The sequence below is a fragment of the Promicromonospora sp. NFX87 genome, from assembly GCF_048564965.1.
Classification (GTDB): Bacteria; Actinomycetota; Actinomycetes; order Actinomycetales; family Cellulomonadaceae; genus Promicromonospora.
Window position 1 is genome coordinate 3,760,556 of record NZ_CP183413.1, and the last position, 23,976, is coordinate 3,784,531.

A 23,976-nucleotide genomic window follows, 5' to 3' on the forward strand; every position below is an offset into this window, starting at 1 on the left:
CAGGGATCCACCGCAAGACGGGAGCAGCGAACGACAATGGCCGTCGTCGACATCAACATCCACCACCTGCCCGAGGACCTGTTCTCCAACGAGAAGATCCTCAACGGCTTCCTCGACAGCGCCCCGCGCGGCTTCGGCGAGATCGCCCGCGTCGCCACCACGGAGGGCGGCAAGCAGCAGTTGATCCTGGAGAAGCCCGCGGGCTTCCAGAACCTCAACTACGTCGACGGCGACTACTCCGTGGCGGCCAAGCTCGCCGCGATGGACGACGCCGGTGTGGACTACGGCGTGATGCGGGTGCCGGTGTGGCAGGAGTGGTTGCCGCTGGAGATCTGCAAGGAGGTCAACGACAACGCCTTCGACATCGTGCAGCGTTCGAACGGCCGGCTCTTCTCGACCGCCTGCGTGCCGCCGTGGGGCGGTAAGGAGAACGTCTACGAGCTGGAACGCTGCGTGGGCGAGCTCGGCGTGGTGGGTGTGCAGCTTGCCTGCCACTACGGCCAGCTCTACCTCGACGACCCGGCCTTCGAGCCCTATCTCAAGGTCATCGAGAAGCTCAACATCCCGGTGATCGTCCACCACACGCCGCTGCCGGTCGAGTGGAAGTCGGTGGTCGACTACACGAACCTGCGCCGCGAGTACGGGCGGATCATGGACCAGGGCATCGCCGTCGGCCGCGAGCTGTTCAGCGGGATGTTCGACCGGATGCCTGACCTGCGGTTCGTCCATACGATGCTGGGCGGCAACTGGTTCGCCAACACGGCGCTGCTGACCCCGCACAAGTCGAACAAGGCCGAGGCGATCGACCGCCTTGACCCGACCGGCGGCGACAGGATCAAGAGCTACCTCGAGAACAACATCTACTTCGACCTGACCCATCCGCACTCCTGGGGCAAGGTCCAGGTCGAGGCGGCGCTCAAGATCAACGGCGCCGACCACTACCTCTTCGGTTCCTCGTTCCCCGTGTTCTACGGCTGGATGAGCCAGGGCGTCGACTTCGTGCAGAACGACCTGGAGATCAGCGACGAGGACCGCGAGCTCGTGCTGTCCGGCAACGCGAAGCGGTTGTTCAACCTGCCGATCTAGACAGCCACCCACTGAGGGACCGATCGGGCGTCGACGACGTCGCCCGGGTTCCGTCGACCCCTTCTCCCCTGTGTATGACGGCGCAAGGAGGCGCCTGACCATGATGAAGAAGACACGCCTTTCGCGGGTGCTGGTCCCCGCAGTGGTGCTCGCCCTGACGGTGAGCGCCTGCTCGGGTACGAGCTCCGGCGACGACCCCACCGCCGGAGACGGCTCCGCGGCCGGCTCGGTCCTGCGGGTCAACTGGGGCGGCTTCCCCGAGAGCTGGGCACCCGGCGCAGAGATGGAAGCGGGCTTCCTGCGCGTTCCCTACGAGAACCTCGTCGCGCTCGAGGACGGCGAGATCAAGCCGGTGCTCGCCACCAAGTGGGAGCAGTCTGGCCTCGAGCTGACGCTCACGCTGCGCGAGGGCGTCACGTTCCACGACGGCACCCCGTTCGACGCCGACGCGGTGCAGCTCAACATCGAGACGATCCAGGACACGCCCGGCCCGTACGCCGGACCGTTCCAGGTGATCGAGTCGATCGACGTCATAGACGACCTGACCGTCCGGCTCAACCTGTCCGAGCCGACGCCGTCGCTGCTCACGACGCTGACGACCCGCGCTGCGCCGATGGCCAGCCCCGCCGCGATCGAGGCGGGCACGATCGCGCAGACACCCGTCGGCACCGGCCCCTGGGCCTACGACGAGGCGGCGTCGGTCGCGGGCACCCGGTTGTCGTTCGGCCCCTTCGCGGACTACTGGGGCGACCCGGTGGGCTTCGAGACCATCCAGCTCGTCTCGATCCCGGAGGACTCCGCGGCGACAGCGGCACTGACCAGCGGCGAGATCGACCTCACGGACACGGAGGTCTCGGAGTTCAGCACCCTCGACGCGGCGACGAACGTCGAGCGCCTGGCCTATCCCGCCATCCGCAACAACCCCATCTTCTTCGACCGCGGCCCTGGCGGAGCCTTCGAGGACGTCGCCGTGCGCAAGGCGGTCTGCTACGCGATCGACACGGAGGTGCTCGCGGAGCTCGAGCCCGACTGGACGGTGCGCACCCAGCACTTCGCCGAGGGTGAGCAGGGATACAACCCGGTGATCGCCGGCTACCAGCACGACCTGGCCCAGGCGCAGGAGCTCTACGAGGGGGCCGGCAACCCGACGGTGGACGTGAAGATGCTGGCCACGATGTTCAACGAGCGCCAGATGCAGATCTACGCCGAGCAGGTGGGCGAGCTCGGGATGAAGATCACGGTCGAGAGCGCGCCCCCGCCCCAGTACTTCTCGGAGTGGAACAGCGGCCGCTACCCGATCGGGCTCGGTGGCAACGACGAGCTGACACCGTTCGACTGGTACTCGTCCTGGTTCGCCGCCGACGCACCGGGCAACCCGACAGGTGTCGAGAGTGACCAGCTCAAGACCGCCGCCGAGAAGGCGATCGCCGCAGGCAGCTCGCCCGAGGCCGATGCGCTCTGGGCCGACGTCACCAAGATCATCTCCGACGAGGCCCTCACCTGCGCCCACGTCGCCGGGGAGGAGCTCCTCGCCTGGAACGCGGACACCGTGACCGGTGTCGCAGCGCCCAGCGAGACCTGGGAGACCAACCTGGTCAACTATCGCGACCTCCGCCCCGCCGGCTCCTGACAGCCGAGCACGACCCTCTCTCGAGACGAGGAGATCCATCCGATGGGCAAGCTCATCGCCTACCGACTGCTCTTCGCCGTACCCCAGCTGCTGATCATCTCGGTCGTCGTCTTCTCCCTGACGTACCTGGTGCCCGGCAGCCCGGCGGCAGCGATCCTGGGCGCCTCCGCGACACCGGAGGCCATCGCCCAGGTCGAGGCCCAGCTGGGCCTCGACCGGCCACCGGTCGAACGGTTCGCCGAGTGGTTCGGCGGCCTGCTGACCGGTGACCTGGGCATGTCGTTCCGGGCAGGCATCCCGGTGGCCGACATGCTGGCCCAGCGACTACCCGCCACACTCTCCATCGTCCTCGGGGGAATGGTCGTCGCGATCGTCCTCGGGGTGGGTGCCGGCATCTACACCGGTACCCGCCCCGGGACTCTGGCCGACCGCCTGGTCACCGGGGGCACCGTCGTCGGGCTCGCCATCCCGGAGTTCTGGCTCGGCCTGCTGCTCACCTCCGTCTTCGCGGTGCACCTCGGGTGGATCCCGATCGTCGCGTGGACGCCGATCACGGACGACCCGCTCGCCTGGCTGCGCGGCCTGGTCATGCCGTCCATCACGCTCGGCCTGACCGGCGGCGCGATGATCGCCCGCCAGACGCGCGCCGCCGTCGTCACGTCGCTCGCCGCGCCGTACACCGACACCCTCACGGCTGCCGGTGTCTCCCGCCGACTACTGGTCGCACGGTACGGCGTGAAGAACGCCCTCGTGCCGGTCCTGGCAACCACCGGCGTCACCTTCGCCATCCTCATCGGGATCAGCTTCGTGGTCGAGAAGGTGTTCGCCCTACCGGGCCTCGGCAGCGTCATGCTGACGAGCGTCATCGGCCAGGACTTCCCGGTGGTGCAGGGCGTCGTGATGATCACGGCGGTCCTCGTCATCGTCGTCAACCTCCTGCTCGACATCAGCTACGGACTGATCAACCCCCAAGCGAGGCCTCAGTGAGTACCGCTGCTGCCGCCGGCCCGCAGACCGGTGCGCCCCTCCCCCGCACCCCGGCGAACGGGATCTCCCAGGCATGGCGCCGACTGCGCCACCAGCCCGCGACGCTCCTCGCGATCGTCGCCCTAGCAGTCCTCGCGTTCGTCGCCCTGGCGGCACCCCTGGTAGCGCCGTATGCACCCGAGGCGACCGACTTCGGTGCCCCGTTGTCCGGATCCACCGCCGCGCACCCGCTCGGCACCGACGACCTGGGCCGTGACCTGCTCAGCCAGCTGATCTACGGGGCGCGGACCGCGCTCGTAGTGGCCGGCGGCTCGGTCCTCGTCGCCATGCTCGTCGGAGTGCCGGTCGGCCTGGTCCTCGGGTACAAGGGCGGCTGGTACGACCGGATCGGTTCCCGTGCGCTGGACATCGCCGACGCACTGCCCGGCCTGATGGTCGGGTTCGTCGTGATCGCGATCCTCGGCCGAGGCATGCCGGTCCTGATCCTCGCGATCGGCCTCATCTTCTCCATGAACTTCGCCCGCCTGACCCGCGCGATCACACTGACCGAACGCAAGAAGCTGTACGTCGAGTCCGCGCGCGTGTCGGGGATGCGCAGCCAGCATGTGCTGTTCGGGCAGGTCCTGCCCAACCTGGTCGGCCCGCTCATCGTCCAGGCCGCCGTCTTCCTGGGCTCCGCCATCAAGGTGGAGGCCGCCCTGTCCTTCCTGGGCCTCGGGCTCGGGGACGACCAGCCGTCCTGGGGCGGGATGCTGGGCGTCGCGACCGAGCACCAGGCCGACCACCCGTTCATGGCGATCCCACCCGGTATCGCGATCGTCGTGACCGTGCTGGCACTCAACCTGCTGGGCGACGGCATCAACGACGCGCTCTCCGGACGACGCAAGCCCTATCGCCGCACCAAGCTGCTCGGCCGGGTCCTGCCGCCCGAGGGCGAGGCCGCGCCAACCCTCGCCGACGTCCGCGCCGCCGAGGCGGCCGGCCCGGCCGGCCGGCACAACGCCGAGGTCGTCCTGGATGTGCGCGGTGTGAGCATCGTGGCCGACCGGCCCGACGGTGAGACCGTCGCGCTGGTGCGCGACGTCTCGCTCACCGTGCGGCGCGGCGAGATCCTCGGCCTGCTGGGTGAGTCCGGCTCGGGCAAGTCGATGCTCGCCAAGGCCATCCTCGGTCTGCTGCCGCCGGGGGTCCGCGTAGCGGGCGGCTCCGTCACGCTCGGTGGCACCGAGCTGACCGGCTGCTCCGAGCATCAGCTCACCGCGCTGCGTGGCGCGGGCCTCGGCGTCGTCTTCCAGAACCCGCAGGCGAACCTGTCCCCCGTGCACACGGTGGGGCGGCAGCTGACCGACGTGCTGCGTATCCACCACGAGCTGTCCCTGGCCCAGACTCGTGCCCGCGCCACGGAGCTGCTCGACCTCGTGGGTGTCAAGGACCCGGGGCGCCGGCTGGACCACTACCCTTACCAGTTCTCGGGCGGCATGGCGCAGCGGGTCGCGATCGCCCTGGCCCTGGCCGGTGAGCCCGATCTCCTTATCCTCGACGAGGCGACCTCCGCCCTGGACGTCACGACGCAGAGCCAGGTGCTAGACCTCGTCCTCGACCTGCGCGATCGGCTCGGCATGTCGATCATCAACATCACCCACGATCTCGGCGTGGCCGCCGAGACCTGTGACCGGGTGGCCGTCCTGTACCAGGGCGAGCTCGTCGAGGTCGACGACGTCAGGTCGCTGTTCGACCACCCGCGGCACCCGTACACCGCGGCGTTGCTCGCAGCACATCCCTCGGCGCACGGCGACGTGGCGCACGACGAAGCGAGGCCCGTATGAGCGACACCCAGCCCCTCCTCGATGTCCGGGACCTGAGGGTCGACTACGACGTCGCCGGCGCCGCCGCATGGCGCCGCCGCACGCTCACGGTGGTCAAGGGGGTCAGCTTCACCATCGCGCCGGGCGAGACCTACGGGCTCGTGGGCGAGTCCGGTTCGGGCAAGAGCACTACCGGCCGCGCGATCCTGCGCCTCGCGGACGTCAGCGGCGGGTCCGTCGTGTTCGACGGCCGGGACGTCGCGGGACTGGGCCGCCGGACCCCCCTGTCGTACCGCCGTGACGTCCAGGCCGTCTACCAGGACCCGGTCGCGTCCCTGAACCCTCGTCACCGGGTGGGCAAGGCCGTCACCGACACGCTCGCCCGTCACGGGTTGCGCGGCCGGGACAAGCAGCGGTTCCGTGCCGTGGAGGCCTTCGAGCAGGTCGGCCTCACCGAGGCGCACCTGTCGCGGTTCCCGTCCGAGATGTCGGGCGGACAGCTCCAGCGCGTGGCCATCGCCCGGGCACTGGTGCTCCGGCCACGCCTGGTCGTGTGCGACGAGGCGGTCAGCGCGCTCGACCTGTCCACGCAGAGCCAGATCCTCGACCTGCTGACCAACCTGCAGGCAGCGAGCGGCGTCAGCTACCTGTTCATCACCCACGACCTGGGCGTGGTGCGCCACGTGTCGCACCGCATCGGTGTGCTGCGCCAGGGCGAGCTCGTGGAGCAGGGCACGACCCGCGAGATCTTCGAAGCGCCGCAGCACGACTACACCAAGGCGCTGCTCGCCGCGAGCCCCGCGGCGCACCCGGCTGGCCGCGAGGAACGGCGCGCCACCAGGGTGGCACGCCGCGCCGCGACCGCCGCGGCGGCATGACGAGAGAGGCTTCATCGTGACGGAACCGCAGGACAGGCAGGGCGACCAGGACATCGACGGCTTCTTCTCGACGGCGCGGGTGACCGGGCGCCACGAGGAGGTGCTGCTCACGGACGAGAGCTTCCGTGCCTACCTCCCCGACCCGGACGACCCGGACGTGGTCCAGTGGCGCGGGCTCGGGTACGAGGAGTTCTCGCGCCGCAAGCGGTCGCCCGACTTCGTCCAGGAGCTGCTCGCATCGTGGCAGGAGCTATACGACCAGCCCTTTGTCGGCGTGACATCGGACGGGGTGGTCCGCGACGACGTGCACCGGCTGCGGCCGGTCGACATGCCGGACGCGGCGCCGGTGCGGGCCGCCGAGCAGTTGCTCGACGCGTTGACGGCCGACGAACGGAAGCAGTTCTGTCATCCGGTCGACGCGTCCGAGTGGCGCGCGTGGAGCAACCCCGAGTTCGTCATCCATCGTGTCGGGCTACGCCTGGAGGAGCTGAACGAGCCGGCCGTGCGTGCGGTTCTCGACATGGTCCGCGCCTCGTTGAGCCCCGAGGGCTTCGAACGTCTTGAGGAGGCCATGGCACTCAACGGCTTCCTCGGGGATCTCGTGGGCCTGCCCGCGCTGATGAACGACCGCAGCTACTGGGTCTCGCTCTTCGGCGTCCCGTCACTGCACGGCGCTTGGGGCTGGCAGGTCTTCGGCCACCACGTGGCCGTCAGCTTCGTCTCGGTCGCCGGGCGCCACGTCGTCGCACCCGTGTTCCTCGGGGCGGAGCCGGCGCTGTCCGACGACGCTCGACCACCGCTCTTCGACGCCCGCGAGCGCCTGGCGATCGAGCTGGCGTCCTCCCTCACGACCGAGCAGCGCGCCGAGGCGGTCGTCTACGCGTCGGTGCTCGACCCGGCGATGCCCGAGGGGCGGCTGCATCCGGCGGACGAACGGCACGTCGCCGGTGCGTTCCATGACAACCGCGTGATCCCGTACGAAGGACTCCGCGCGGACGCGCTGTCGGAGGACCAGTGGAGAGTGCTACGCGCGATCGTGGAGGACTTCTTCCTCCTGCTGACCGAGCCGCAGCGCAAGCTCGCGCTCCAGGAGGTCGACGACCACCGGGACGAGACCTGGTTCGCCTGGTACGGGGCCACGGACGGCTCCCAGCCGTTCTACCTGCGTGTCCACAGTCCGGTGGTGCTGGCGGAGCTGGACCACCACGCCGGAGTCTGGCTCGCCAACAAGCTGCCCGCGCGCTTCCACGTCCACACCACGCTCCGGCTGCCGAACGGGAACGACTACGGGCGGGCTTACGTGCAACAGCTGGTGGCAGGGCCGGAGGCTGCGGACGACTGACCTACCCCGAACCTGAGCAAGGCCGGATCAGCCGGCTCGGCGCTGCCGGGCCGGCTGGTCACGCTCAGCCTGCTTGCACGGGACCGGCCGCCTCCTGCGCCAGCTGGGCCTCGTGCTCGGCGACCGCGATGACGCTGTTGAGCTCGTGCCGACGAGCAGCTGTCTCGATCACGTCCGGGTCCGCGCCGCCCTCGATCAGGTCGACCAGCCCGTCGTGCTCGGCAAGTGCGGCGTGTGCCCGGCCCGGCGCGTACCAGAAGGCCGACCGGCGGATCAGCTCGAGCCGCGTCCACTCGTCCTCGACGAACGCGTTCAGGCGCTCGTCGTCGCACCGGGAGCACAGGAGCAGGTGGAACTCCCTGTTGAGCACACCGAACCGCGCCGGGTCGAAGTTCGACAGCGACTCGCCCATCTCGCGGTTGAGCGTGCGCGCCTGCTTCAGGTCGGCCGTGGTGAGGCGGGGGGCGGACAGCGCGGTCGCGTATCCCTCCAGCCTGGCCAGGAGCTGCATGGTCCGTTCCCACGAGCCGGTGTCGAACGTCTTGACCACCGCTCCGGCGTTGCGGACGATCTCGACCCAGCCCTCGGCCTCGAGCCGACGCAGCGACTCGCGCCACGGCACCGAGCTGATCCCGTACTCGCGCGCGAGCTGGTCGATCACCAGACGGTAGCCAGGGCTGAAGGTGCCCTCCATGATGCCCTTGCGCAGAATCTCGTAGCACTGGTCGGCTTTGCTCAGAGCCACGACCACTCCCTCCTCAGTCAGAGCAGCGCCGTCGGGACCGCGTCGTCGCGGAAGGACAGGGCGAACTCATCGATGCGTCGATCCTATCGGAAATCACACAGGATTACTTCTCCTGTCGGGCCGCGACGTGCCGTAGCACGCGCGCGACCCCTGGGTCGGCGTCACCGCCGCGACGGGAGAGCACCAGCGCCCGCAACGGCCGCGGCGCCGGATCTAGCGCGCGCACGGTGACGTCGAACCGGGCCAGGCTCGCTCGGTCCGGGTCGGGCAGGATCGCGCGGGCGACCCCTGCCTCGATCAGCGGGAGCCCGGCCTGGATGGTGTCGACCGTGCGTACCAAGCCCGGAACGACCCCGTGCCGGCGAAACTCTTCCTCCACCGCCTCCGGGAGGCTCCGGACCGCGGGTGCACGCCGCGGCAGCAGCACCGGCTCGCCGTCGAACGCCCGCAGCGGGAACGGGTCCGGCGCATCGCACGCCTCCGTAGGCAGCACCGCGACCAGCGGGACCGGCCCCCAGTCGAGGATGTCCAACGTGTCGCCGTGCCGCGCGGCGAACCGGCGGGGATCGTCGACCACGACGGCGGCGAGGTCCACCTTTCGCTGCTCCAGCATCTCGATCGCGGTCCATGGCGGGGGGTCGACGAGCCGGATCTCCAGGTCTGACGCCTCCCGCGACAGCTCGCGCATCAGGTCGGGTACGCGGTGCCACATGAGCACCGGGACGGCCGCCAGGGTGAGCGAGCCGGCCGCCCCCGCGCCGAACCGCCGCAGGGCTGCTGTGATGTCGTCGACGTCGCCGAGCACCCGCGACGCCGCGTCGAGCAGAAAGCGTCCGGCGCTGGTCGGCTCGACGCCGCGCGACGTGCGGACCAGCAGCGGCACCCCGAGCTCGGACTCCAGCTTGGAGACAGAGACGCTCAGGGGCGGCTGAGACAGGTGCAGCTCCGTGGCCGCCGCCGTGAACGACCCGGCCGCGACCACAGCTGTGAAATACCGGAGCTGCCGCAGTTCCATACACAGAGCCTAGTTCGACGGCGCCTGCTATAGCGATCCCCTATGGCAGCCAGAGCCACTTCGTTCTTCCGTGCCACCCAGTTCGGGTGCCAGCCTTTCAGCATGCTTCCCATCACGAGCCACACGCCGCCGTTCACCGTCACCCGGGCAAGTCATGTGTCTCTGGCCGTCACCGACCTCGGGAAGAGCCGCGACTTCTACCGCGACACGATCGGACTCGTCGTGACGGAGGAGACGGACGACGTCGTCTATCTCCGCGGTCTGGAGGAGTCTGCGCACCACAGCCTCGTGCTCGAGCGCGCTGCCGAGGCGAAGGCCCTGCACATCGGCCTGCGCGTCCGTGCGTCCGAGGACATCACGGCGGCCGAGCGGTATTTCTCCACCCACGGCATCGAGCACGAACGGGTGGAGAGGGACCACCAGGGCCCCACCCTCCGGTTCCGCGATGCCGTCGGTACCCACATCGAGCTCACGTCGTCGATGGAGCTCGTACCGCGCAAGATGCAGGAGTTCCACGAGTTCGTGGCCGGTGCGCCCCAGCGGCTCGACCACTACCAGGTGGTGACGCACGACGTGCAGACCGCCACCGACTTCTGGGCGGGCCTCGGCATGCGGCTGTCCGAGTACACCGCGAAGGACGGGACCGACGAGCTCTGGGGCTCCTGGATGGAGGTCAAGGGCAACACCCACGACCTCGTCTTCACCAACGGCCGCGGACCTCGGCTGCACCACTTCGCCTACACCGTCCCCGACGCGTCGGCGCTTCTGCACGCGGCCGACGTCGCCGGCGCGCTCGGCTTCGGCGAGGAGATCGACAGGGGTCCGGGACGGCACGGGATCAGCAACGCGCTGTTCCTCTACCTGCGCGACCCCGACCAGCACCGCATCGAGCTCTTCACCACGCACTACCAGTTCATCGACCTGGAGGAGGAGCCGATCCGCTGGGACGTCAGCAACCCGCGGCGTGCGCAGCTCTGGGGCATGCCGGCCTCGCGGCGCTGGTTCTTCGAGGCCAGCGAGTTCCCCGGTCAGCCGGTGCACGAACCACTGCTCCAGGCCTCGCCCGCCACACTCGAGGACTATTTGGGCCTGCACTGATCCGCAGATCGCCCACACGCACGATCGGCCCACCGCCCCGGCAACGAGGAAGCCCATGACACCCAGCGCAGACCCCGGTACCACCACCCACGGCGATCCCGACCCGCGGTTCGGCGTGCTTCCCCGCCGCCCCGGCAAGGTCATCGGGGTCCATCTCAGCTACGCGTCACGCGCGCGGGAGAAGGGGCGGCTCCCCGAGCACCCGTCCTACTTCTTCAAGCCGACCAGCTCGATGGCGAGCTCGGGCGATGTCGTCGAGCGGCCCGCCGGCACCGAGCTCCTCGCCTTCGAGGGCGAGATCGCCCTCGTGATCGGCTCCCGAACACGCCGGGTCGGGATCGACCAGGCCTGGGCGTGCATCGGCTGGGTCACGGCAGCCAACGACCTCGGCCTGTACGACCTGCGACCGAACGACAAAGGCTCCAACGTGCGGTCCAAGGGCGCGGACGGCTGCACGCCCGTCGGCCCGGCGCTCCTCGACGCCCGCGAGCTCGATCCTGCAGGGCTCCGCGTGCGCACGTGGGTCAACGGCTCGCTCGTCCAGGAGGACACGAGCGCCGGCCTGCTGTTCCCGCTGGCCCAGATCGTGGCCGACCTCTCCCAGCACATGACGCTCGAGCCGGGCGACATCGTCCTGACCGGGACACCTGCCGGATCCAGCGTCCTCGTACCCGGCGACGTCTGCGAGGTCGAGGTCGACTCCCCCGCAACCCCGGGCGCACCGACCACCGGCCGGCTTGTCACGACGGTGATCCAGGGCGAGGCCCCGTTCGACGACGCCCTCGGCTCGCTGCCCGCCGCCGACAACGCCCTGCGCGCCGATGCCTGGGGCGCTCGCCGTCCTGCCGGAGCCGACTGGGGCTCCGGCTCCCCCACGCTGTCCGGCGACCTGCGCGACAAGCTCCTGCGGACGCCCGTGGCGGCTCTGTCGGCGCAGCTGCGCAGCCGCGGGCTCGACAACGTGACCGTCGACGGTGTCGTGCCGCTACACCCGGGCGCGAAAGTGGTCGGCACCGCGCGCACCCTGCGCTTCGTCCCTAACCGCGAGGACCTGTTCGCCCGGTACGGCGGCGGGTACAACGCGCAGAAGCGTGCGTTCGACTCCGTCGGCCCCGGCGAGGTGCTGGTGATCGAGGCCCGCGGCGAGCGCGGCTCGGCAACGCTCGGCGACGTCCTCGCGATCCGCGCCCACACCCGGGGCGCGGCCGGGATCGTCACCGACGGCGGGGTACGTGACGTCGTGGCCGTCACCGCAGTCGGCCTCCCCGTCTACTGCGCCGGCGCGCACCCCGCCGTCCTGGGCCGCAAGCACGTGCCGTGGGAGGCCGACATCACCGTCGCCTGCGGGGGGACGACGGTCCAGCCCGGCGACATCCTGGTGGGCGACGCCGACGGCGTGATCGTCATCCCGCCGGACCTCGCCGAGGCGGTCGTCGAGGAGGCCCTCGCCAAGGAGGACGAGGACGCGTGGACAGCGGACCGCGTGGCCGAGGGCAACCCGATCGACGGACTGTTCCCGATGAACTCCGAGTGGCGTGCCCGGTACGAGGCACGGCAAGGCGCACCGACCACCGACGGCCCCACCGTTGACGACCCCGCCTACGACAACCCTGCCGACGACAACGAGGAGGGCTGATGCTGCCCATCGAGACGATCACGGCCATCGCGACGGAGCTCGCCGAGGCGGGCCGCACCCGTGGTGTCGTCCCACGCATCACCGCGCGCCACCCCGAGGCCACTGTCGAGGACTCGTATGCGATCCAGGGTGTGTGGCGTGACACGGAGCTCGCCGCGGGCCGCCGGCTGGTAGGCCGCAAGATCGGTCTGACATCGCGCGCCATGCAGGCCGCGACCGGCATCACAGAGCCCGACTACGGCGTCATGTTCGACGACACGGTCTGGGACAGCGGCTCGCTCGTGCCGCACGACCGGTACTCCAACGTGCGTATCGAGGTCGAGCTCGCGTTCGTCCTCGCGACCCGGCTCGAAGGTCCGCACTGCACCGTGTTCGACGTGCTGCGCGCCACCGAGTACGTGACCCCCGCCCTGGAGATCCTCAACTCACACATCGAGCTCGAGGGCCGGACCATCGTCGACACGATCGCGGACAACGCCGCCTACGGCGGCATGGTCCTGGGCGGCAACCCGACCCGACCCGGCCGGCTGGACCTGCGGCGAGTCTCCGCCCTGCTCTATCGCAACGAGACCATCGAGGAGACAGGGGTCGCCGCCGCGGTGCTCAACCACCCCGCCAACGGTGTCGCGTGGCTCGCCAACAAGCTCCACCAGCACGGGGCACGGCTCGAAGCGGGCGAGATCATCCTGTCGGGCTCATTCACCCGGCCGATGTGGGTAGCCCCCGGCGACAGCGTCCTGTGCGACTTTGGACCGATGGGAACAATCACATGCCGCTTCATCTGAACGCCACCTTCCGCTCCGCCCTGGAAAGCTCGTCCCGCCCGCTCGCGGGGATGTGGGTCTGCAGCGGCAGCGCGCTCGTGGCCGAGATCTGCGCGGGCGGCGGCCTGGACTGGCTGCTGATCGACATGGAACACGGACCCAACGGCCTTGAATCCGTACTGACCCAGCTCCAGGCCGTCGCCGCCTACCCGCCGACACCCATGATCCGCGTGCCGGTCAACGACCCCGTGATCATCAAGCAGGTGCTCGACCTCGGCGCTCAGAACCTGCTCGTGCCCATGGTGTCGTCGGCCGACCAGGCCCGTGCCGCCGTCGAAGCGGTGCTCTACCCACCGATCGGCAGACGCGGTGTCGGCTCGGCGCTGTCTCGATCGGCCCGATGGAACCGGGTAGACGGCTACCTCACCGACGCGAACGAGTACGCGTCCTTGTTCGTCCAGGTCGAGAGCACCGCCGGGGTCGAGGCGGCGGGCGAGATCGCCGCCGTAGAGGGCGTCGACGGCGTCTTCGTCGGCCCGTCCGACCTCGCAGCGTCAATGGGCCTCCTGGGACAGCAGAGCCACCCTGCTGTCATCGCAGCGGTCTTGCGGACGTTCGACGCGGTCCGGGACCAGGGCAAGCCCGTGGGGGTCAACGCGTTCGACCCGGCTCGCGCCGACTCGTATCTCGCGGCAGGCGCCTCGTTCGTGCTGGTCGGCGCGGATGTCGCGCTGCTCGCCCGCGGGTCGGAGTCGCTCGCTGCGCGGTTCGGCACCGTGCATGACGGCGACCGGCCGAGCTACTGAGGCCCGGTCGCCCCGAGCGCTTCCGCCCCGTGCAGACAACGGTCGAGACGCGACCGGCACGGGCCGTCGCCTGCACCACCTGCGGGTTCTCACAGACCCACACCGGCGGGTCTGGCTTGGCCATCCGAGCCGGCTCAGAGCCTGTCAGAGCGCGGCTGCCGAACAGGCTACCGGCGGGTGGACACCGGTTCGGCCGGGTAGTCGAGACCCTCGGACAGCAGATCGAACGCCTGGCCGGTCAGTTCAGACTCCTGGCCCTGACGGCCGCTGGCACGCCACGCCGCGACGGTCGCCTGTACCGCGTAGAGCGCGACCGAGGCGACCAGGTGCGGGCGTGGATCCTCGGCCGGGTCGACCCCCATCCGGGTACCCATCAGGCGCGTCACCTCGTCGAACCGGGCAGTGGCCCGTTCGACGCGTGCGGCTGTCAGTGCCGGGTGGGCCGAGATCACGCTCTGCAGGCTCTGGAAGTCTGCGTCGGTCTCGTACCTCCGGATGACGTCGACGGCAGCCGCCCGCATCGCGGTCAGCACCGGCATGTCCGCCGGCTGCGCGGCGAACGCCTTGAGTGCGGCGGTGAGCTGTTCGTCCGCGCGCGACAGCGCGACGTCCTCCTTCGAGGCGAAGTACCGGAAGAACGTGCGTGGGGAGACCTCCACCGCCTCGGCGATCTGGTCGACGGTCGTGGCGTCGAAACCGTTGGCACAGAACAGGTCGTGGGCCGCGTCGATCAGCGCCTCGCGCGTCCGTTGCTTCTTCCGTTCGCGCAGGCCGGGCTTCTCCATGCGGGTCAGCATACTCTCATCACGTCACCAGGAGACAGTTGGCAGTTGACGACACTTGTCAGCCCATGCCATATTCGAGCCATGCCGAAGCCTCCCGCGCCGACGTCCCCCTACTGGAAGTTCCAGCGCAAGCTGGCGCACCTCAACTCGTACCTGTTCCGCAGGACCGGCGGCAGGGTAGGCGGGTCATTCCTCGGCGGCGCACCCGTGCTGCTGCTCCACCATGTCGGCCGCAGGTCCGGCGAGGCGCGGATCAGCCCGCTCATCTACGTCGATGACTCGCCTCGGCTGGTCGTCATCGCGTCAAAAGGTGGGGTGGACGCACATCCGGCGTGGTTCCACAATCTGATGGCGATGGAGACCACCGAGGTGGAGCTACCGGGCGGCGAGCGTCGGCACGTCCGACCCCGCGTCGCCGAGGGCGCGGAGCGGGCACGTCTGTGGGAGCGGGCGGTGACGGTCTACAAGCCCTACGCCACCTACGCCTCCTACACCGAGCGGTCGATCCCCGTGGTCGTACTCGAACCCACTGCCGCCGCGCCGACCACGTAGCGCTCCACGGCTTGCACAGACCACCACGTGGACCATTGCGGACCCGCCCCTGACTGGTTCGCCACCGGGCAGGGTGAGGGCATGTGAAGCGTGCGGACGATGGTCCGACTCAGCACAGCGGCAGCCATCCTGGCAGGTTGCTGGGGCGTCGCCAACCCCTACGAAGCCGTAGTCATGGTTCCGCTGCTGTCAGGGTTGCCGCCGGGCTCCTTACCCGGCGTGCTGGAGCCCGGCAGGGACGGGAGTCACCGTGGGCCGGCTCCGGGCGGGTCCGCGTGCTCACCCGCCCGTCCCGTGCGCTCCGGTCTCCGCGGCCCGCAGCGGGATGTCCGCAAGGACCTGCCAGCCACCGGCGGCGGCCCGGCCCGCGTCGAGCCGTCCGCCGAGCAGCTCGGCCCGCTCCCGCATGCCGACCAGGCCGTAGCCGCCCCCGCCGGATCGCCTGGACGGTCCTGGATGCCGGCCGTCGTCGCGCACCCACACCCGGACGGTCCCGTTCCCGGCTCGTACCGTCACAGCGATCTCGTGCGCGCCGGTGGCGTACCGCCGCGCGTTGGTCACCGACTCCTGGACGATCCGCAGGACGGCGGTGGCGACCTCCGCCGGAACGGGTTCGGCGAGCTCGACCGACAGCCGGGTCGGCGTGCCGCCGTCGGGTACCGCCGTCACGATCCGCAGGTCCGTGGCCAGGTCAGAGCTCCGCGCGCTTGGCCCGTGGTCGGCGCTCCCGAGCGTGGCGATCATGCGTTCCATCGCGGACAGCGCCTGCGTACCCGCACGCTCGATCGCCGGGAGCACTCGCGCCGGCGCGCCGGGGTCGGGCCCGGCGACCACCTGCGCGGCCTGCGCCTGCACCACCATCCCCCCGATGTGGTGCGCAACGACGTCGTGCAGCTCCCGCGCCAGGGCCACCCGCTCGCGCAGCCGCGCGGCGTCCGCCACCGCCTGCAGCTCCCGGGCCCGCCGGGCGTCACGCGCACGTAGGGAGCAGCCGGCCAGGATCGCCAGCACCGGCAGGACCGCACCCCAGCCCGGAACCTGCGGCTGCTGCCCGGACCGCAGGGCCGGGACCAGGAGCCAGCAGAGCGTCAGCAGGACCACGACACCGACGGCGGTGTAGCGGGGCGACCGGCGGGCGACCGCGACGACGACGGCCAGGGTCGCCACGGCCTCGACCGCGCCGAGCCCGGCCGAGGCCGGCTCCGGGGCCACGTCGGCTACCCGGAGCGCCGACGACGACAGCAACAGCACCGACGCGGTCCCGATGCCCGCGACGGCCGGCCAGCGAGCGGCCGCCATCGCCAGCACGCTCACCGTCAGCGAGCCCACCACCTCGACCGGCCGGCCGACGCCGGGCACGTCGCTCGCCGCTGCGTTGTCCAGCGCGAACGCGAGCAGGAGCAATCCGGCCAGGGGCCATCCCCGTGCGACCATGCCCAGCAGCTCGGTTCTCACACGCTCACCACCCCAAGCCGTGCCCCGGTCGGAGACCAGAGGCGCCACGCGGACGCCCGACCATAGCGCAGGCGCCGGCCGGTGCTCTCTGGAACCAGTACTGTGTCCCGACGCTCTGGCGACGGCCCGGCATGGACCGTGCGGGCACCCGAGGGAAGGGTGGAGACCGTGCTCATTGCTGTATGGCGGCAGTGGCCGCTGGTCGTCGCGCTCGTGGTCCTCGCTGTCCTGGACCTCCAGCTCGCCCGGGAGCTCGGGACCGCGGGTCAGGCGTGGGTGGCGCCCGCCGTCGTCGTGCTGGCGGGACTGGCCCTGCTGGCCCGGGCCAGGCCGGTCATCGCCGCGGTCGGGGCCGCGGCGATGCTCGTGGCCTCGCCTGTGGTGCTGCGGACGGCCGGCGCCGAGATGCTGGCGGGGCTGGCGCTGACCGAGCTCGCGGCCCTGGGTGCCGTCATCGCGTCGGTGGTCCGCCAGGTCCGGCCGCTCGGCGCGGCCGGGCTCGTCGGGCTCGTCGTGGCGACCGGCGTGGCCGCGACGCAGCTGCGCCCGCGGTACTGGTCCCTGCCCGAGGGGTCGCTCCCGGAGCCGTGGTGGAGCGTGTCGCTCTCGGGGGCGGCGATGGCGCTGCTGCCGACGGCGTACGGGTGTTACCTGCGGATCCGTGACGGCGACCGCGCCCGGGCGAGCCGAGCCGCTGTGGTCGCGGCGCAGCACCGCGAACGCCTGGGGCTGGCGCGCGAGCTCCGCGACGTGGTGGCGGGGCACGTCGGAGCGATGATGGAGCAGACCCAGGCCGCACAGGAGCTGTCGGTCACGGACCCCGGGGCAGCTGCGCGGGCACTGCCCGCGATCGAAGGCTCGGGTATGGAGGCGCTCGCCGCGATGCGCCGACTGGTCGCCACGCTGCGGGATCGCGAGCAGGACGACGGCCACCCGGCGGTGCCGCAGGCACGGACCACCGACCTGGCGGCCGACCTGCGCCGGATGACCTCGGCCGGCGACCCGCCGGTGCGCCTGACGATCGACCTCGCGGAGCCGGTCGGCGACGAGGTCGCGACGTCCGTCCTGCGCGTCGTGGAGGAGTCGGTGGCCAACGCGCGCCGGCACGCCGCCGGTGCCCGGGAGATCTCGGCCTCGGTGCGAGCAGCGGACGGCCGCGTCCGGATCGAGGTGACCGACGACGGCCGGCCCGGCCCAGCCACCAGGTCCCGGCGTCGTGGATCCGGCCTGGTGGGCCTGCGCGAACGGGCCCGCCTGCTCGGCGGACAGCTCCACGCCGGCCCCACGCCCGGCGGCTGGCGCGTGACCGCCGAGGTACCGCTGCATCTCTCCGGCCGGTAGGCCCGGTGGTCCGGTCCCCCGGCCTGGCGCCCTATCATTCGTGCATGATCGCCGGGAGACGACAGTGCGCGTCCTGATCGCCGACGACCAGGAGCTGATGCGGGTCGGGTTCCGCATGATCCTGGAGGCCCAGCCCGACATCACCGTGGTGGCCGACGTGCCCGACGGGCACGCGGCCCTGTCCGAGGCACGGCGGCTGCGCCCGGACGTCTGCCTCCTCGACATCCGGATGCCCGGCCTCACCGGGCTCGAGGTCACCCGGCTGCTCGCAGGGCCCGACGTGGCCGACCCCATGGCCGTCGTCGTCATCACCATGTTCGACGACGACGAGTACGTCGACACCGCGCTCCAGCACGGGGCGAGAGGGTTCCTGCTCAAGGACTCAGGGCCGACCCTGCTCGTCGAGGCGGTCCGCGCGGCCCTGCGAGGCGACGCCCTGGTGTCCCCGCAGGTCACGGTCCGGCTTCTGCAACGCTTCCGGGACCGGCCACAGATCCGGACGGGCACCCCCGGGCAGCCGTTGACGGACCGCGAGAACGACGTCGTGCGGGCGGTGGCGCGCGGGCTGACCAATTTGGAGATCGCGGGCGAGCTCTTCGTCGGGGTGTCCACCGTCAAGACGCACCTGGCCGCCGCGCAGGCGAAGCTCGGTGTGCGCAACCGCGTCGAGGTCGCGTCCTGGGCATGGCGGGCGGGCCTGGTCGACGCCTGAGCGGACGCGTTCCCGCGCGCGGCACGAGTCCCGCGTACACCTCTACCCCTCCACCACTCGGAGGAGCGGCCGGCCCGAGGATCGGCCTAGCGCTGAGCCGGCCCCGGCTCGCAGGTGGAACCCCCGTCGGCCGCTGCCCGGCAGGCTCTGCGGCATGAACCCGACACCACTGCCCAAGCCGGCGAAGTCCGTGCGTAGCCTTCGTCCCTCGACCGTCGGGGTGGTCCTCGCCGCTTCCGCGGCCCTGCTCACCGCGTGCTCTGGCGGGCAGCCCGCCGGCAGCGGGTCACCGGCCTCGTCAGCACCGGTCACCCAAGAGCTGTCCGCCACCCCCACCCCCGCCGCCAGTCCGGCGGACACCCCGGCGGCCGAACCAGCCGCCCCGGAGCCGCCTGCCGACGACGTGGACGACACCGTGACCACGCCGTCCACCGGCGAACCAGGCGCGCCCGAGGTCTCGGACCTGTCCGGTCTCGGGATCACCGGGATCAGCGAGGGTACGAGCGTCCTGATCGACGTCGCCGGGGACGGCGCCGACCGCTTCCTGGAGGTGGGCGCGGACGGCGTCGATTTCACCGGGACCGGACGAACGGACACCACCATGATGTCGCTCCACCCCGCCGCGGTGCCCGAGGAGAACCGGGTGCTCATCAAGCCCCCGTTCTGGTACGAGGAGCCCACCGGGGGCTACTGCGTCACCGACACCGAGGGCGCCGCGCTGGCGCTCGAGCCCTGCAAGGCCGGTGACGCGGCGCAGGTCTGGCAGGTGGTCCTGGCGGGCGACTCCGGCCTGTTCGAGCTGCACGGCGCGTACGGCGTCGTCGGTGTCCAGGACGGACGGATCACGACCGCCGGGGGCAGCGACACCGGTCTGCAGGTGCTGCCCTACGCCGAGTGAACCGACCACGCCCCCTACCACACCAAGCCCCTAGAACCGAAGAAGGAACAATGACATTCTCGATCTATCTGGCACTGTTCGCAGTCGCCGCGTCCGTAGCGGTGTTCCTCGTCTCTCGCCGGCGCCTGGGCCTCGGTACCGCCGCGGGCCTGTCGGCGCTCACCTTCCTGGGCATCGTCGGCGCCTCGATCCTGTGGGTCCAGACGGCCCTGGGGAACATGGGGGGCTGAGCCGTTCTGCTGACCCTGCGCAGCGGCGCAGGGTCAGCAGAACGTCGGACCTCAGCGCCGCGCCGCGACCGCGACGATCAGGTTGGGATCCGTGGCGGTGAGGTACGCGGCGCTGGTCACGTAGAGGGCCGCCCCGCGGACGGCAACTGCGGTCGGGTTCTGCAGCCCGTCAGCGGCGGTGAGCAGGGTCGTGGCCCGCCCGCGCCGGTCGATGCGCACCACCGTGTTCTGTCCGACGAGAGCGGCGACCAGGTGATCGGTGTCCTTGCCGACGAAGGCGAAGTCGTCGATGCCGACCAGGCCGTCGGCCAGCACCCGCACGCCCGACGGGCGGCCGTCGCGCACGGCGATCCGCACGATCGTGCCCTGGTCCAGGTTGCTGGCCCACACTGCGCCGTCACGGACCTTGATCCCGTTCACACCCAGGTAGCCCGTCGAGGCGAGCTCCGGCGCCGACGACCACACGGTCGCCCGCCCGCCGCCCGCCCGGACGGTCGAGATCGTCCCGAGGACCGAGTCCGCGATGTAGAAGGTCTTGCTGCGCTCGTCGAAGGCCAGACCGTTCGGCAGCCCGTTCGCGGGCAGAGCCGCGACCCGCTCCGGGGACCTGCCACGTTCGAGCCGGTAGAGGCCGGTGGACCGAGCGTCTCCGCTGGCATAAAGGAAGTACAACGTGCCGTCCTGCATGCGCACGATGCCTGTGGTCAGGGCGAAGCCGAGTGCCGGGGTGCTTGCGCCGCCGTCGGCCGGAGCAGGCAGAGTTGCCAGCGTGCGGATCGTGCCGTCCCGGTGGACGGCGGCCACCTGTCGCGCCCCGGCGAACGTGACGTACGCGGTGCCGCTGGGCGACAGAGCGATGTTCTCGGGCATCTGCCCCGCGGCCAGGTCGAAGTGCACGGCGATCCGGGCACGGCGCGCGGCGTCGGACATGACCGGGCGATACTGGCCCGCCTCGGCCGTCTGCCCGGCGGCGACACCCGGGACGGGCGCCGCGCCGAGGCCCGGTTCCGCGGCCGCGCCGGTGGCCAGTACCCCCGCGAGGGCGAGCCCGGCAGCCGTCGCGGCTGCTGAAGCGATGGTCATCCTTCTGCGCATCAGATTTCCTTTCGTTGGTACCGCCCTGCTCGGCGACGACATGCGCGCCGGGGTGGCATCGGTGGTGGTGCGGTTCTGGGCGCACGTGAGCCGCACGCCGTGAGGGCGCGTTCACAGTGCGGTAGTGCGGACTGGCGGGATCGGCGCGGAGCCGTGCCATCCGACGTCAGGTACGGAGCGGCTTGTCGGCACGCGCCACGTGCGCCGCCGTCGTAGCCGGACGGTCCCCCGGGCCCGTGGCGGCCGCGTGCACCAGCAACGCCATGGCCGCACGAGAGGGGGATCCGACCTCCGTGGTGGCGACGACGACGTTCTGCCCGCGCTCGGTGCGAAGGCTCTGCTGGGTGACCCTCATCGTGCCGACCAGGGGGTGCCGCATGTCGTACACCGGCTCAGCCCCGGACTTCACGCGGTGCTCGGCCCACATGCGGCGGAACTCCGGGCTCTTGACGGACAGTTCACCGATCAGCACGGCGAGGGACGGGTCGTCGGGGTGCTGCCCGGATGCCAGGCGCAGGTTTCCGACCACAGCGCGGGCCTTCTTGGTCCAGTCCGCGTAGAGCTCACGGGTGTGCGGGTCGAGGAACACCATCTGGGCGACGTTGGGCCGGTTGCCCGGCTGATCCGGACTCCTGAGATCCACATGCCCGGCGAACAGGGCGTGTCCTGCGAGGTTCCAGGCCAGCACGTCGCTACGTCGCCCGAGGACGAGCACGGGCGCCTCGCCCAGCGCCTCCACGAGCTGGCGCACCGCCGGGGTGATCCGCTCAGGGGCGGCCCGTCGACCCCGGGTCCGACGGCGGGTCCCGGCCGCCAGGTTGTGCAGGTGCTGACGCTCAGCGTCGTCCAGACGCAACGCCACCGCTATCGCATCGAGGACTTCCGCAGAGGCGTTCGACGACTGGCCCTGCTCGAGCCGGGAATAGTACGAGGAGCTGACGCCGGCAAGCAGCGCCAGCTCCTCGCGGCGCAGCCCGGGCACCCGCCGCCGGTCGCCATAGGCGGTCAGGCCGACGTCCTCCGGCTTGAGCTGTGAGCGGCGGGTCCGCAGGAACTCCCCGAGCTGTCGCTTCTCGTCCACGCCCCCAGTATTCGGCCGGGTCGCGGTGCTAGCCACACCCCGCCAGGGGTACGCCTGCGCCGGTGACTCTCGACGTGTCAGGCGCTCCCTGCCGTGGTGTCGCTGTCGAGGTGTGCGGTGAGGCGCTCCCAGTTGCCGGATCCGATCGCCACCTTCTCCTCGTGGCTGAAGGGCGCGTTCTCCAGGAAGCTGCGCCCGACGCCCTCGCTGGTGTCGAGGAACGGAAAACCACCGGGACGGGTGCCGAAGGTGTAGGGGTAATCGGTGGAGTAGACCATTCGCTCGGTACCGACGACCTCAGCGGTCCAGCGCAGGTATCGCTCGCTGACGGTGCCGCTCCCGGCGATCCAGAAGTTGTGCTTGAAGTAGTCGAGCAGCGGCCGTTGGAGGTTGGCGTTCCGAGCGAGGATGCCGGTGTGGTCGAGGTAGAAGAGCACCAGCTCGCCCCAGTGCCCGGCGACGACCTGCAGGTCAGGGTGACGGTCGAACACGCCCGAGAAGATCATGCGCAGGTACTGCACGCCGAGGTCGTAGTACCAGCCCAGGCCCGCGGTCGCCAGGCCCATGCCGACCGGGCCGAGGCCCGAGTAGTACCCGTCGATCACGGGCTGAGCGGGTGTCTGGGGGTGGAAGTGCAGGGGCACGCGCAGGCGCTCCGCCGCAGCGTAGAGGTCGTCGAATGCCGGGTGGTCAGCGAGGTCCTCGCCGGTTCGCCCGTAGAGCATCGCTCCCCGTAGACCCAACCGGGTGACCGCGTACTCGAGCTCTTCGACTGCTGCCACGGGATCGGGGGTCGGGATCGCAGCCCACGCCTGGAACCGGTCCGGGTGCTGTGCGACCGCCGCGGCGAGCTGCTCGTTGGCGTCACGGGCGACAGCGACTGCGTCCACCGGCTTGAGGTTCTGCACGCCAGGCGAGTTGAGTGACAGCACCGCGACATCGATGCCCTGGTTGTCCATGTCAGCGATGCGCTCCTCGCCGAGGCTGCGCAGCCTGCGGGCGAAGGGGTCGTCGCCGTAGCCCATGTGCGGGTTCGCCGGGATCCCGGCCCTGCTCCACCCGTCGAGGTTCGCCGGCAGCGCGACATGCTCCTCGAGGGCGACGATCTTGATCTTGTTCGGCATGTTGTCTGGTCCTCCCCGGCAAGTCGGTGATCGACTCGGCCGCGATCGTGTTTCCAGTGATAACCCGACAAACGTATCACGGGAAATAACGGTGGTACCACCAGCCTGATATCATTGGTTCATGGAGAGAGTCGAACCAGCCCTGGAACGCGACACCGCTCGCGCGAGGATCGTCGACGCCGCCGCAGAGCTGCTGCGCGACGGAGGGGCCCGCGCGGTCACCACACGTGCCGTGGCGGAGCGGGCCGGTTTCCAGGCGCCCACGATCTACCGGCACTTCGGCGACAAGGACGGCCTGGTCCAAGCAGTTGCCGAGGCGGCCATGGAGAAGCACTCCGCGGCCAAGGCGGTCGATGCGGACGACGACCTGGATCCGGCCGCTGCACTGCGTGCCGCCTGGCATCGGCACATCGACTTCGGGCTCGCCAACCCCGATCTGTACGTGATGCTCGCCGCCCACACCCACGAGCAGCTGTCCCCGGCGACGGCCAAGGGCATCGAGATGCTACGTCGACACGTCGCCCGGATGGCTTCCGCCGGGCTCCTCGTCGTCAGCGAACGGCGAGCGGTGGACATGATCCACGCGACCGGCAACGGGACCGTCCTGGCGCTGATCGCTCAACCCGCCCAGAACCGTGACCTCGGCCTCGTCGACATGGTCTTCGACGCCGTGCTCGCAGCGATCAGCCGGCACAGCCAATCCGACGGCGACCTGCCGCACGGCACGCTGACAGCGCTCGTGCATGTCAGCGCGGTCATAGACGAGCTCTCCCCGCTCACCACCGGCGAACGAGGACTCCTCGCCGAATGGATCCAGCGCTGCATCACCGCGCTCGAGACACCCGACCGGGCATGACTGAGGCGTGAGCCCTCGGGGACTCACGCCTCGCCCTTCCCCGGTCAGTCCGCCA

Annotated in this window: 23 protein-coding genes; 16 read left to right on the top strand and 7 right to left on the bottom strand. The window is 70.8% G+C overall.

Annotation, left to right across the window (positions count from 1 at the left end; translation table 11 throughout):
- Window positions 1–36: 36 nt before the first annotated feature.
- The 6 genes from ACNYC2_RS16860 (at window position 37) to ACNYC2_RS16885 (ending at window position 7,728) form a co-directional block, all read left to right on the top strand.
- Window positions 37–1,086 (top strand): amidohydrolase family protein, encoded by a 1,050-nt coding sequence (locus ACNYC2_RS16860; protein ID WP_419702896.1) that lies wholly within the window; start codon window positions 37–39, stop codon window positions 1,084–1,086.
- Window positions 1,087–1,186: 100 nt separating this feature from the next.
- Complete coding sequence (locus ACNYC2_RS16865; RefSeq protein WP_419702897.1) at window positions 1,187–2,716, top strand: ABC transporter substrate-binding protein; 1,530 nt, start codon at window positions 1,187–1,189, stop codon at window positions 2,714–2,716.
- Window positions 2,717–2,758: 42 nt separating this feature from the next.
- Window positions 2,759–3,703 (top strand): ABC transporter permease, encoded by a 945-nt coding sequence (locus tag ACNYC2_RS16870; RefSeq protein ID WP_419702898.1) that lies wholly within the window; start codon window positions 2,759–2,761, stop codon window positions 3,701–3,703.
- On the top strand, window positions 3,700–5,529 hold the full coding sequence (locus tag ACNYC2_RS16875) for an ATP-binding cassette domain-containing protein (protein ID WP_419702899.1): 1,830 nt from the start codon (window positions 3,700–3,702) through the stop codon (window positions 5,527–5,529). Before ACNYC2_RS16870 ends, ACNYC2_RS16875 begins: the two co-directional genes overlap by 4 nt.
- Complete coding sequence (locus ACNYC2_RS16880) at window positions 5,526–6,386, top strand: ATP-binding cassette domain-containing protein (protein WP_419702900.1); 861 nt, start codon at window positions 5,526–5,528, stop codon at window positions 6,384–6,386. The genes ACNYC2_RS16875 and ACNYC2_RS16880 overlap by 4 nt, the downstream gene beginning before the upstream one ends.
- A 16-nt stretch (window positions 6,387–6,402) precedes the next feature.
- Complete coding sequence (locus ACNYC2_RS16885; protein ID WP_419702901.1) at window positions 6,403–7,728, top strand: DUF3500 domain-containing protein; 1,326 nt, start codon at window positions 6,403–6,405, stop codon at window positions 7,726–7,728.
- Window positions 7,729–7,792: 64 nt separating this feature from the next.
- Here the strand turns inward: ACNYC2_RS16885 and ACNYC2_RS16890 are convergent, their stop codons facing one another.
- Together ACNYC2_RS16890 and ACNYC2_RS16895 are read right to left on the bottom strand one after the other, a co-directional pair.
- Window positions 7,793–8,473 (bottom strand): GntR family transcriptional regulator, encoded by a 681-nt coding sequence (locus ACNYC2_RS16890; protein ID WP_419702902.1) that lies wholly within the window; start codon window positions 8,471–8,473, stop codon window positions 7,793–7,795.
- Window positions 8,474–8,576: 103 nt separating this feature from the next.
- Complete coding sequence (locus ACNYC2_RS16895) at window positions 8,577–9,488, bottom strand: LysR family transcriptional regulator (RefSeq protein ID WP_419702903.1); 912 nt, start codon at window positions 9,486–9,488, stop codon at window positions 8,577–8,579.
- A gap of 102 nt (window positions 9,489–9,590) precedes the next feature.
- On the opposite strand from ACNYC2_RS16895, the gene hpaD reads away from it, so the two are divergent.
- From hpaD to ACNYC2_RS16915, 4 genes are read left to right on the top strand one after another with little or no spacing between them, the layout of a single operon-like run.
- Window positions 9,591–10,586, top strand: coding sequence for a 3,4-dihydroxyphenylacetate 2,3-dioxygenase (gene hpaD / locus ACNYC2_RS16900; RefSeq protein ID WP_419702904.1), 996 nt, complete (start codon window positions 9,591–9,593; stop codon window positions 10,584–10,586).
- Window positions 10,587–10,641: 55 nt separating this feature from the next.
- On the top strand, window positions 10,642–12,222 hold the full coding sequence (locus tag ACNYC2_RS16905) for a fumarylacetoacetate hydrolase family protein (RefSeq protein ID WP_419702905.1): 1,581 nt from the start codon (window positions 10,642–10,644) through the stop codon (window positions 12,220–12,222).
- A complete protein-coding gene (locus tag ACNYC2_RS16910; protein WP_419702906.1) occupies window positions 12,222–13,007 on the top strand; it encodes a fumarylacetoacetate hydrolase family protein in 786 nt (261 codons plus the stop codon). Before ACNYC2_RS16905 ends, ACNYC2_RS16910 begins: the two co-directional genes overlap by 1 nt.
- Complete coding sequence (locus ACNYC2_RS16915; RefSeq protein ID WP_419702907.1) at window positions 12,992–13,792, top strand: HpcH/HpaI aldolase family protein; 801 nt, start codon at window positions 12,992–12,994, stop codon at window positions 13,790–13,792. The genes ACNYC2_RS16910 and ACNYC2_RS16915 overlap by 16 nt, the downstream gene beginning before the upstream one ends.
- 167 nt (window positions 13,793–13,959) lie before the next feature.
- Here ACNYC2_RS16915 and ACNYC2_RS16920 read toward each other — a convergent pair whose 3' ends face one another.
- Entirely contained in the window at window positions 13,960–14,577 is a 618-nt protein-coding gene (locus tag ACNYC2_RS16920) for a TetR family transcriptional regulator (RefSeq protein ID WP_419702908.1), read from the bottom strand.
- 81 nt (window positions 14,578–14,658) lie between these two features.
- On the opposite strand from ACNYC2_RS16920, the gene ACNYC2_RS16925 reads away from it, so the two are divergent.
- The gene (locus ACNYC2_RS16925) at window positions 14,659–15,129 is read left to right on the top strand and encodes a nitroreductase/quinone reductase family protein (RefSeq protein WP_419702909.1); all 471 of its coding nucleotides are present in this window, start codon (window positions 14,659–14,661) and stop codon (window positions 15,127–15,129) included.
- Between the two features lie 279 nt (window positions 15,130–15,408).
- On the opposite strand, the gene ACNYC2_RS16930 is transcribed toward ACNYC2_RS16925, so the two are convergent.
- A complete protein-coding gene (locus tag ACNYC2_RS16930; RefSeq protein WP_419702910.1) occupies window positions 15,409–16,584 on the bottom strand; it encodes a sensor histidine kinase in 1,176 nt (391 codons plus the stop codon).
- A gap of 168 nt (window positions 16,585–16,752) precedes the next feature.
- Between ACNYC2_RS16930 and ACNYC2_RS16935 the strand changes: the two genes are divergently transcribed.
- The 4 genes from ACNYC2_RS16935 (at window position 16,753) to ACNYC2_RS16950 (ending at window position 19,765) form a co-directional block, all read left to right on the top strand.
- Window positions 16,753–17,925 carry a sensor histidine kinase gene (locus ACNYC2_RS16935; protein WP_419702911.1) on the top strand — a complete coding sequence of 391 codons (1,173 nt, stop codon included), beginning with the start codon at window positions 16,753–16,755 and terminating at the stop codon, window positions 17,923–17,925.
- A 97-nt stretch (window positions 17,926–18,022) separates the two neighbouring features.
- A complete protein-coding gene (locus ACNYC2_RS16940; RefSeq protein WP_419707849.1) occupies window positions 18,023–18,637 on the top strand; it encodes a response regulator in 615 nt (204 codons plus the stop codon).
- 154 nt (window positions 18,638–18,791) lie between these two features.
- Window positions 18,792–19,535 (top strand): hypothetical protein, encoded by a 744-nt coding sequence (locus ACNYC2_RS16945; RefSeq protein WP_419702912.1) that lies wholly within the window; start codon window positions 18,792–18,794, stop codon window positions 19,533–19,535.
- A gap of 50 nt (window positions 19,536–19,585) precedes the next feature.
- The gene (locus ACNYC2_RS16950) at window positions 19,586–19,765 is read left to right on the top strand and encodes a hypothetical protein (protein WP_419702913.1); all 180 of its coding nucleotides are present in this window, start codon (window positions 19,586–19,588) and stop codon (window positions 19,763–19,765) included.
- Window positions 19,766–19,816: 51 nt separating this feature from the next.
- Here ACNYC2_RS16950 and ACNYC2_RS16955 read toward each other — a convergent pair whose 3' ends face one another.
- From ACNYC2_RS16955 to ACNYC2_RS16965, 3 genes are all read right to left on the bottom strand, one after another.
- Window positions 19,817–20,860 (bottom strand): hypothetical protein, encoded by a 1,044-nt coding sequence (locus tag ACNYC2_RS16955; protein WP_419702914.1) that lies wholly within the window; start codon window positions 20,858–20,860, stop codon window positions 19,817–19,819.
- A 166-nt stretch (window positions 20,861–21,026) separates the two neighbouring features.
- On the bottom strand, window positions 21,027–21,941 hold the full coding sequence (locus ACNYC2_RS16960) for a helix-turn-helix domain-containing protein (protein ID WP_419702915.1): 915 nt from the start codon (window positions 21,939–21,941) through the stop codon (window positions 21,027–21,029).
- A gap of 77 nt (window positions 21,942–22,018) precedes the next feature.
- The gene (locus ACNYC2_RS16965) at window positions 22,019–23,065 is read right to left on the bottom strand and encodes an amidohydrolase family protein (RefSeq protein ID WP_419702916.1); all 1,047 of its coding nucleotides are present in this window, start codon (window positions 23,063–23,065) and stop codon (window positions 22,019–22,021) included.
- Between the two features lie 121 nt (window positions 23,066–23,186).
- Between ACNYC2_RS16965 and ACNYC2_RS16970 the strand changes: the two genes are divergently transcribed.
- Window positions 23,187–23,921 carry a TetR/AcrR family transcriptional regulator gene (locus ACNYC2_RS16970; RefSeq protein WP_419702917.1) on the top strand — a complete coding sequence of 245 codons (735 nt, stop codon included), beginning with the start codon at window positions 23,187–23,189 and terminating at the stop codon, window positions 23,919–23,921.
- Window positions 23,922–23,976: the final 55 nt, after the last annotated feature.

Bases quoted from the DNA above. Each gene is read 5' to 3' on its own strand.
- ACNYC2_RS16870 (WP_419702898.1), top strand. From the start codon at position 2,759: ATGGGCAAGCTCATCGCCTACCGACTGCTCTTCGCCGTACCCCAGCTG.
- ACNYC2_RS16915 (WP_419702907.1), top strand. From the start codon at position 12,992: ATGCCGCTTCATCTGAACGCCACCTTCCGCTCCGCCCTGGAAAGCTCG.
- ACNYC2_RS16865 (WP_419702897.1), top strand. From the start codon at position 1,187: ATGATGAAGAAGACACGCCTTTCGCGGGTGCTGGTCCCCGCAGTGGTG.
- ACNYC2_RS16925 (WP_419702909.1), top strand. From the start codon at position 14,659: ATGCCGAAGCCTCCCGCGCCGACGTCCCCCTACTGGAAGTTCCAGCGC.
- ACNYC2_RS16950 (WP_419702913.1), top strand. From the start codon at position 19,586: ATGACATTCTCGATCTATCTGGCACTGTTCGCAGTCGCCGCGTCCGTA.
- ACNYC2_RS16920 (WP_419702908.1), bottom strand. From the start codon at position 14,577: ATGGAGAAGCCCGGCCTGCGCGAACGGAAGAAGCAACGGACGCGCGAG.
- ACNYC2_RS16860 (WP_419702896.1), top strand. From the start codon at position 37: ATGGCCGTCGTCGACATCAACATCCACCACCTGCCCGAGGACCTGTTC.
- ACNYC2_RS16940 (WP_419707849.1), top strand. From the start codon at position 18,023: ATGCGGGTCGGGTTCCGCATGATCCTGGAGGCCCAGCCCGACATCACC.
- ACNYC2_RS16955 (WP_419702914.1), bottom strand. From the start codon at position 20,860: ATGCGCAGAAGGATGACCATCGCTTCAGCAGCCGCGACGGCTGCCGGG.
- ACNYC2_RS16880 (WP_419702900.1), top strand. From the start codon at position 5,526: ATGAGCGACACCCAGCCCCTCCTCGATGTCCGGGACCTGAGGGTCGAC.
- ACNYC2_RS16970 (WP_419702917.1), top strand. From the start codon at position 23,187: ATGGAGAGAGTCGAACCAGCCCTGGAACGCGACACCGCTCGCGCGAGG.
- hpaD (WP_419702904.1), top strand. From the start codon at position 9,591: ATGCTTCCCATCACGAGCCACACGCCGCCGTTCACCGTCACCCGGGCA.
- ACNYC2_RS16895 (WP_419702903.1), bottom strand. From the start codon at position 9,488: ATGGAACTGCGGCAGCTCCGGTATTTCACAGCTGTGGTCGCGGCCGGG.
- ACNYC2_RS16945 (WP_419702912.1), top strand. From the start codon at position 18,792: ATGAACCCGACACCACTGCCCAAGCCGGCGAAGTCCGTGCGTAGCCTT.
- ACNYC2_RS16965 (WP_419702916.1), bottom strand. From the start codon at position 23,065: ATGCCGAACAAGATCAAGATCGTCGCCCTCGAGGAGCATGTCGCGCTG.
- ACNYC2_RS16910 (WP_419702906.1), top strand. From the start codon at position 12,222: ATGCTGCCCATCGAGACGATCACGGCCATCGCGACGGAGCTCGCCGAG.
- ACNYC2_RS16905 (WP_419702905.1), top strand. From the start codon at position 10,642: ATGACACCCAGCGCAGACCCCGGTACCACCACCCACGGCGATCCCGAC.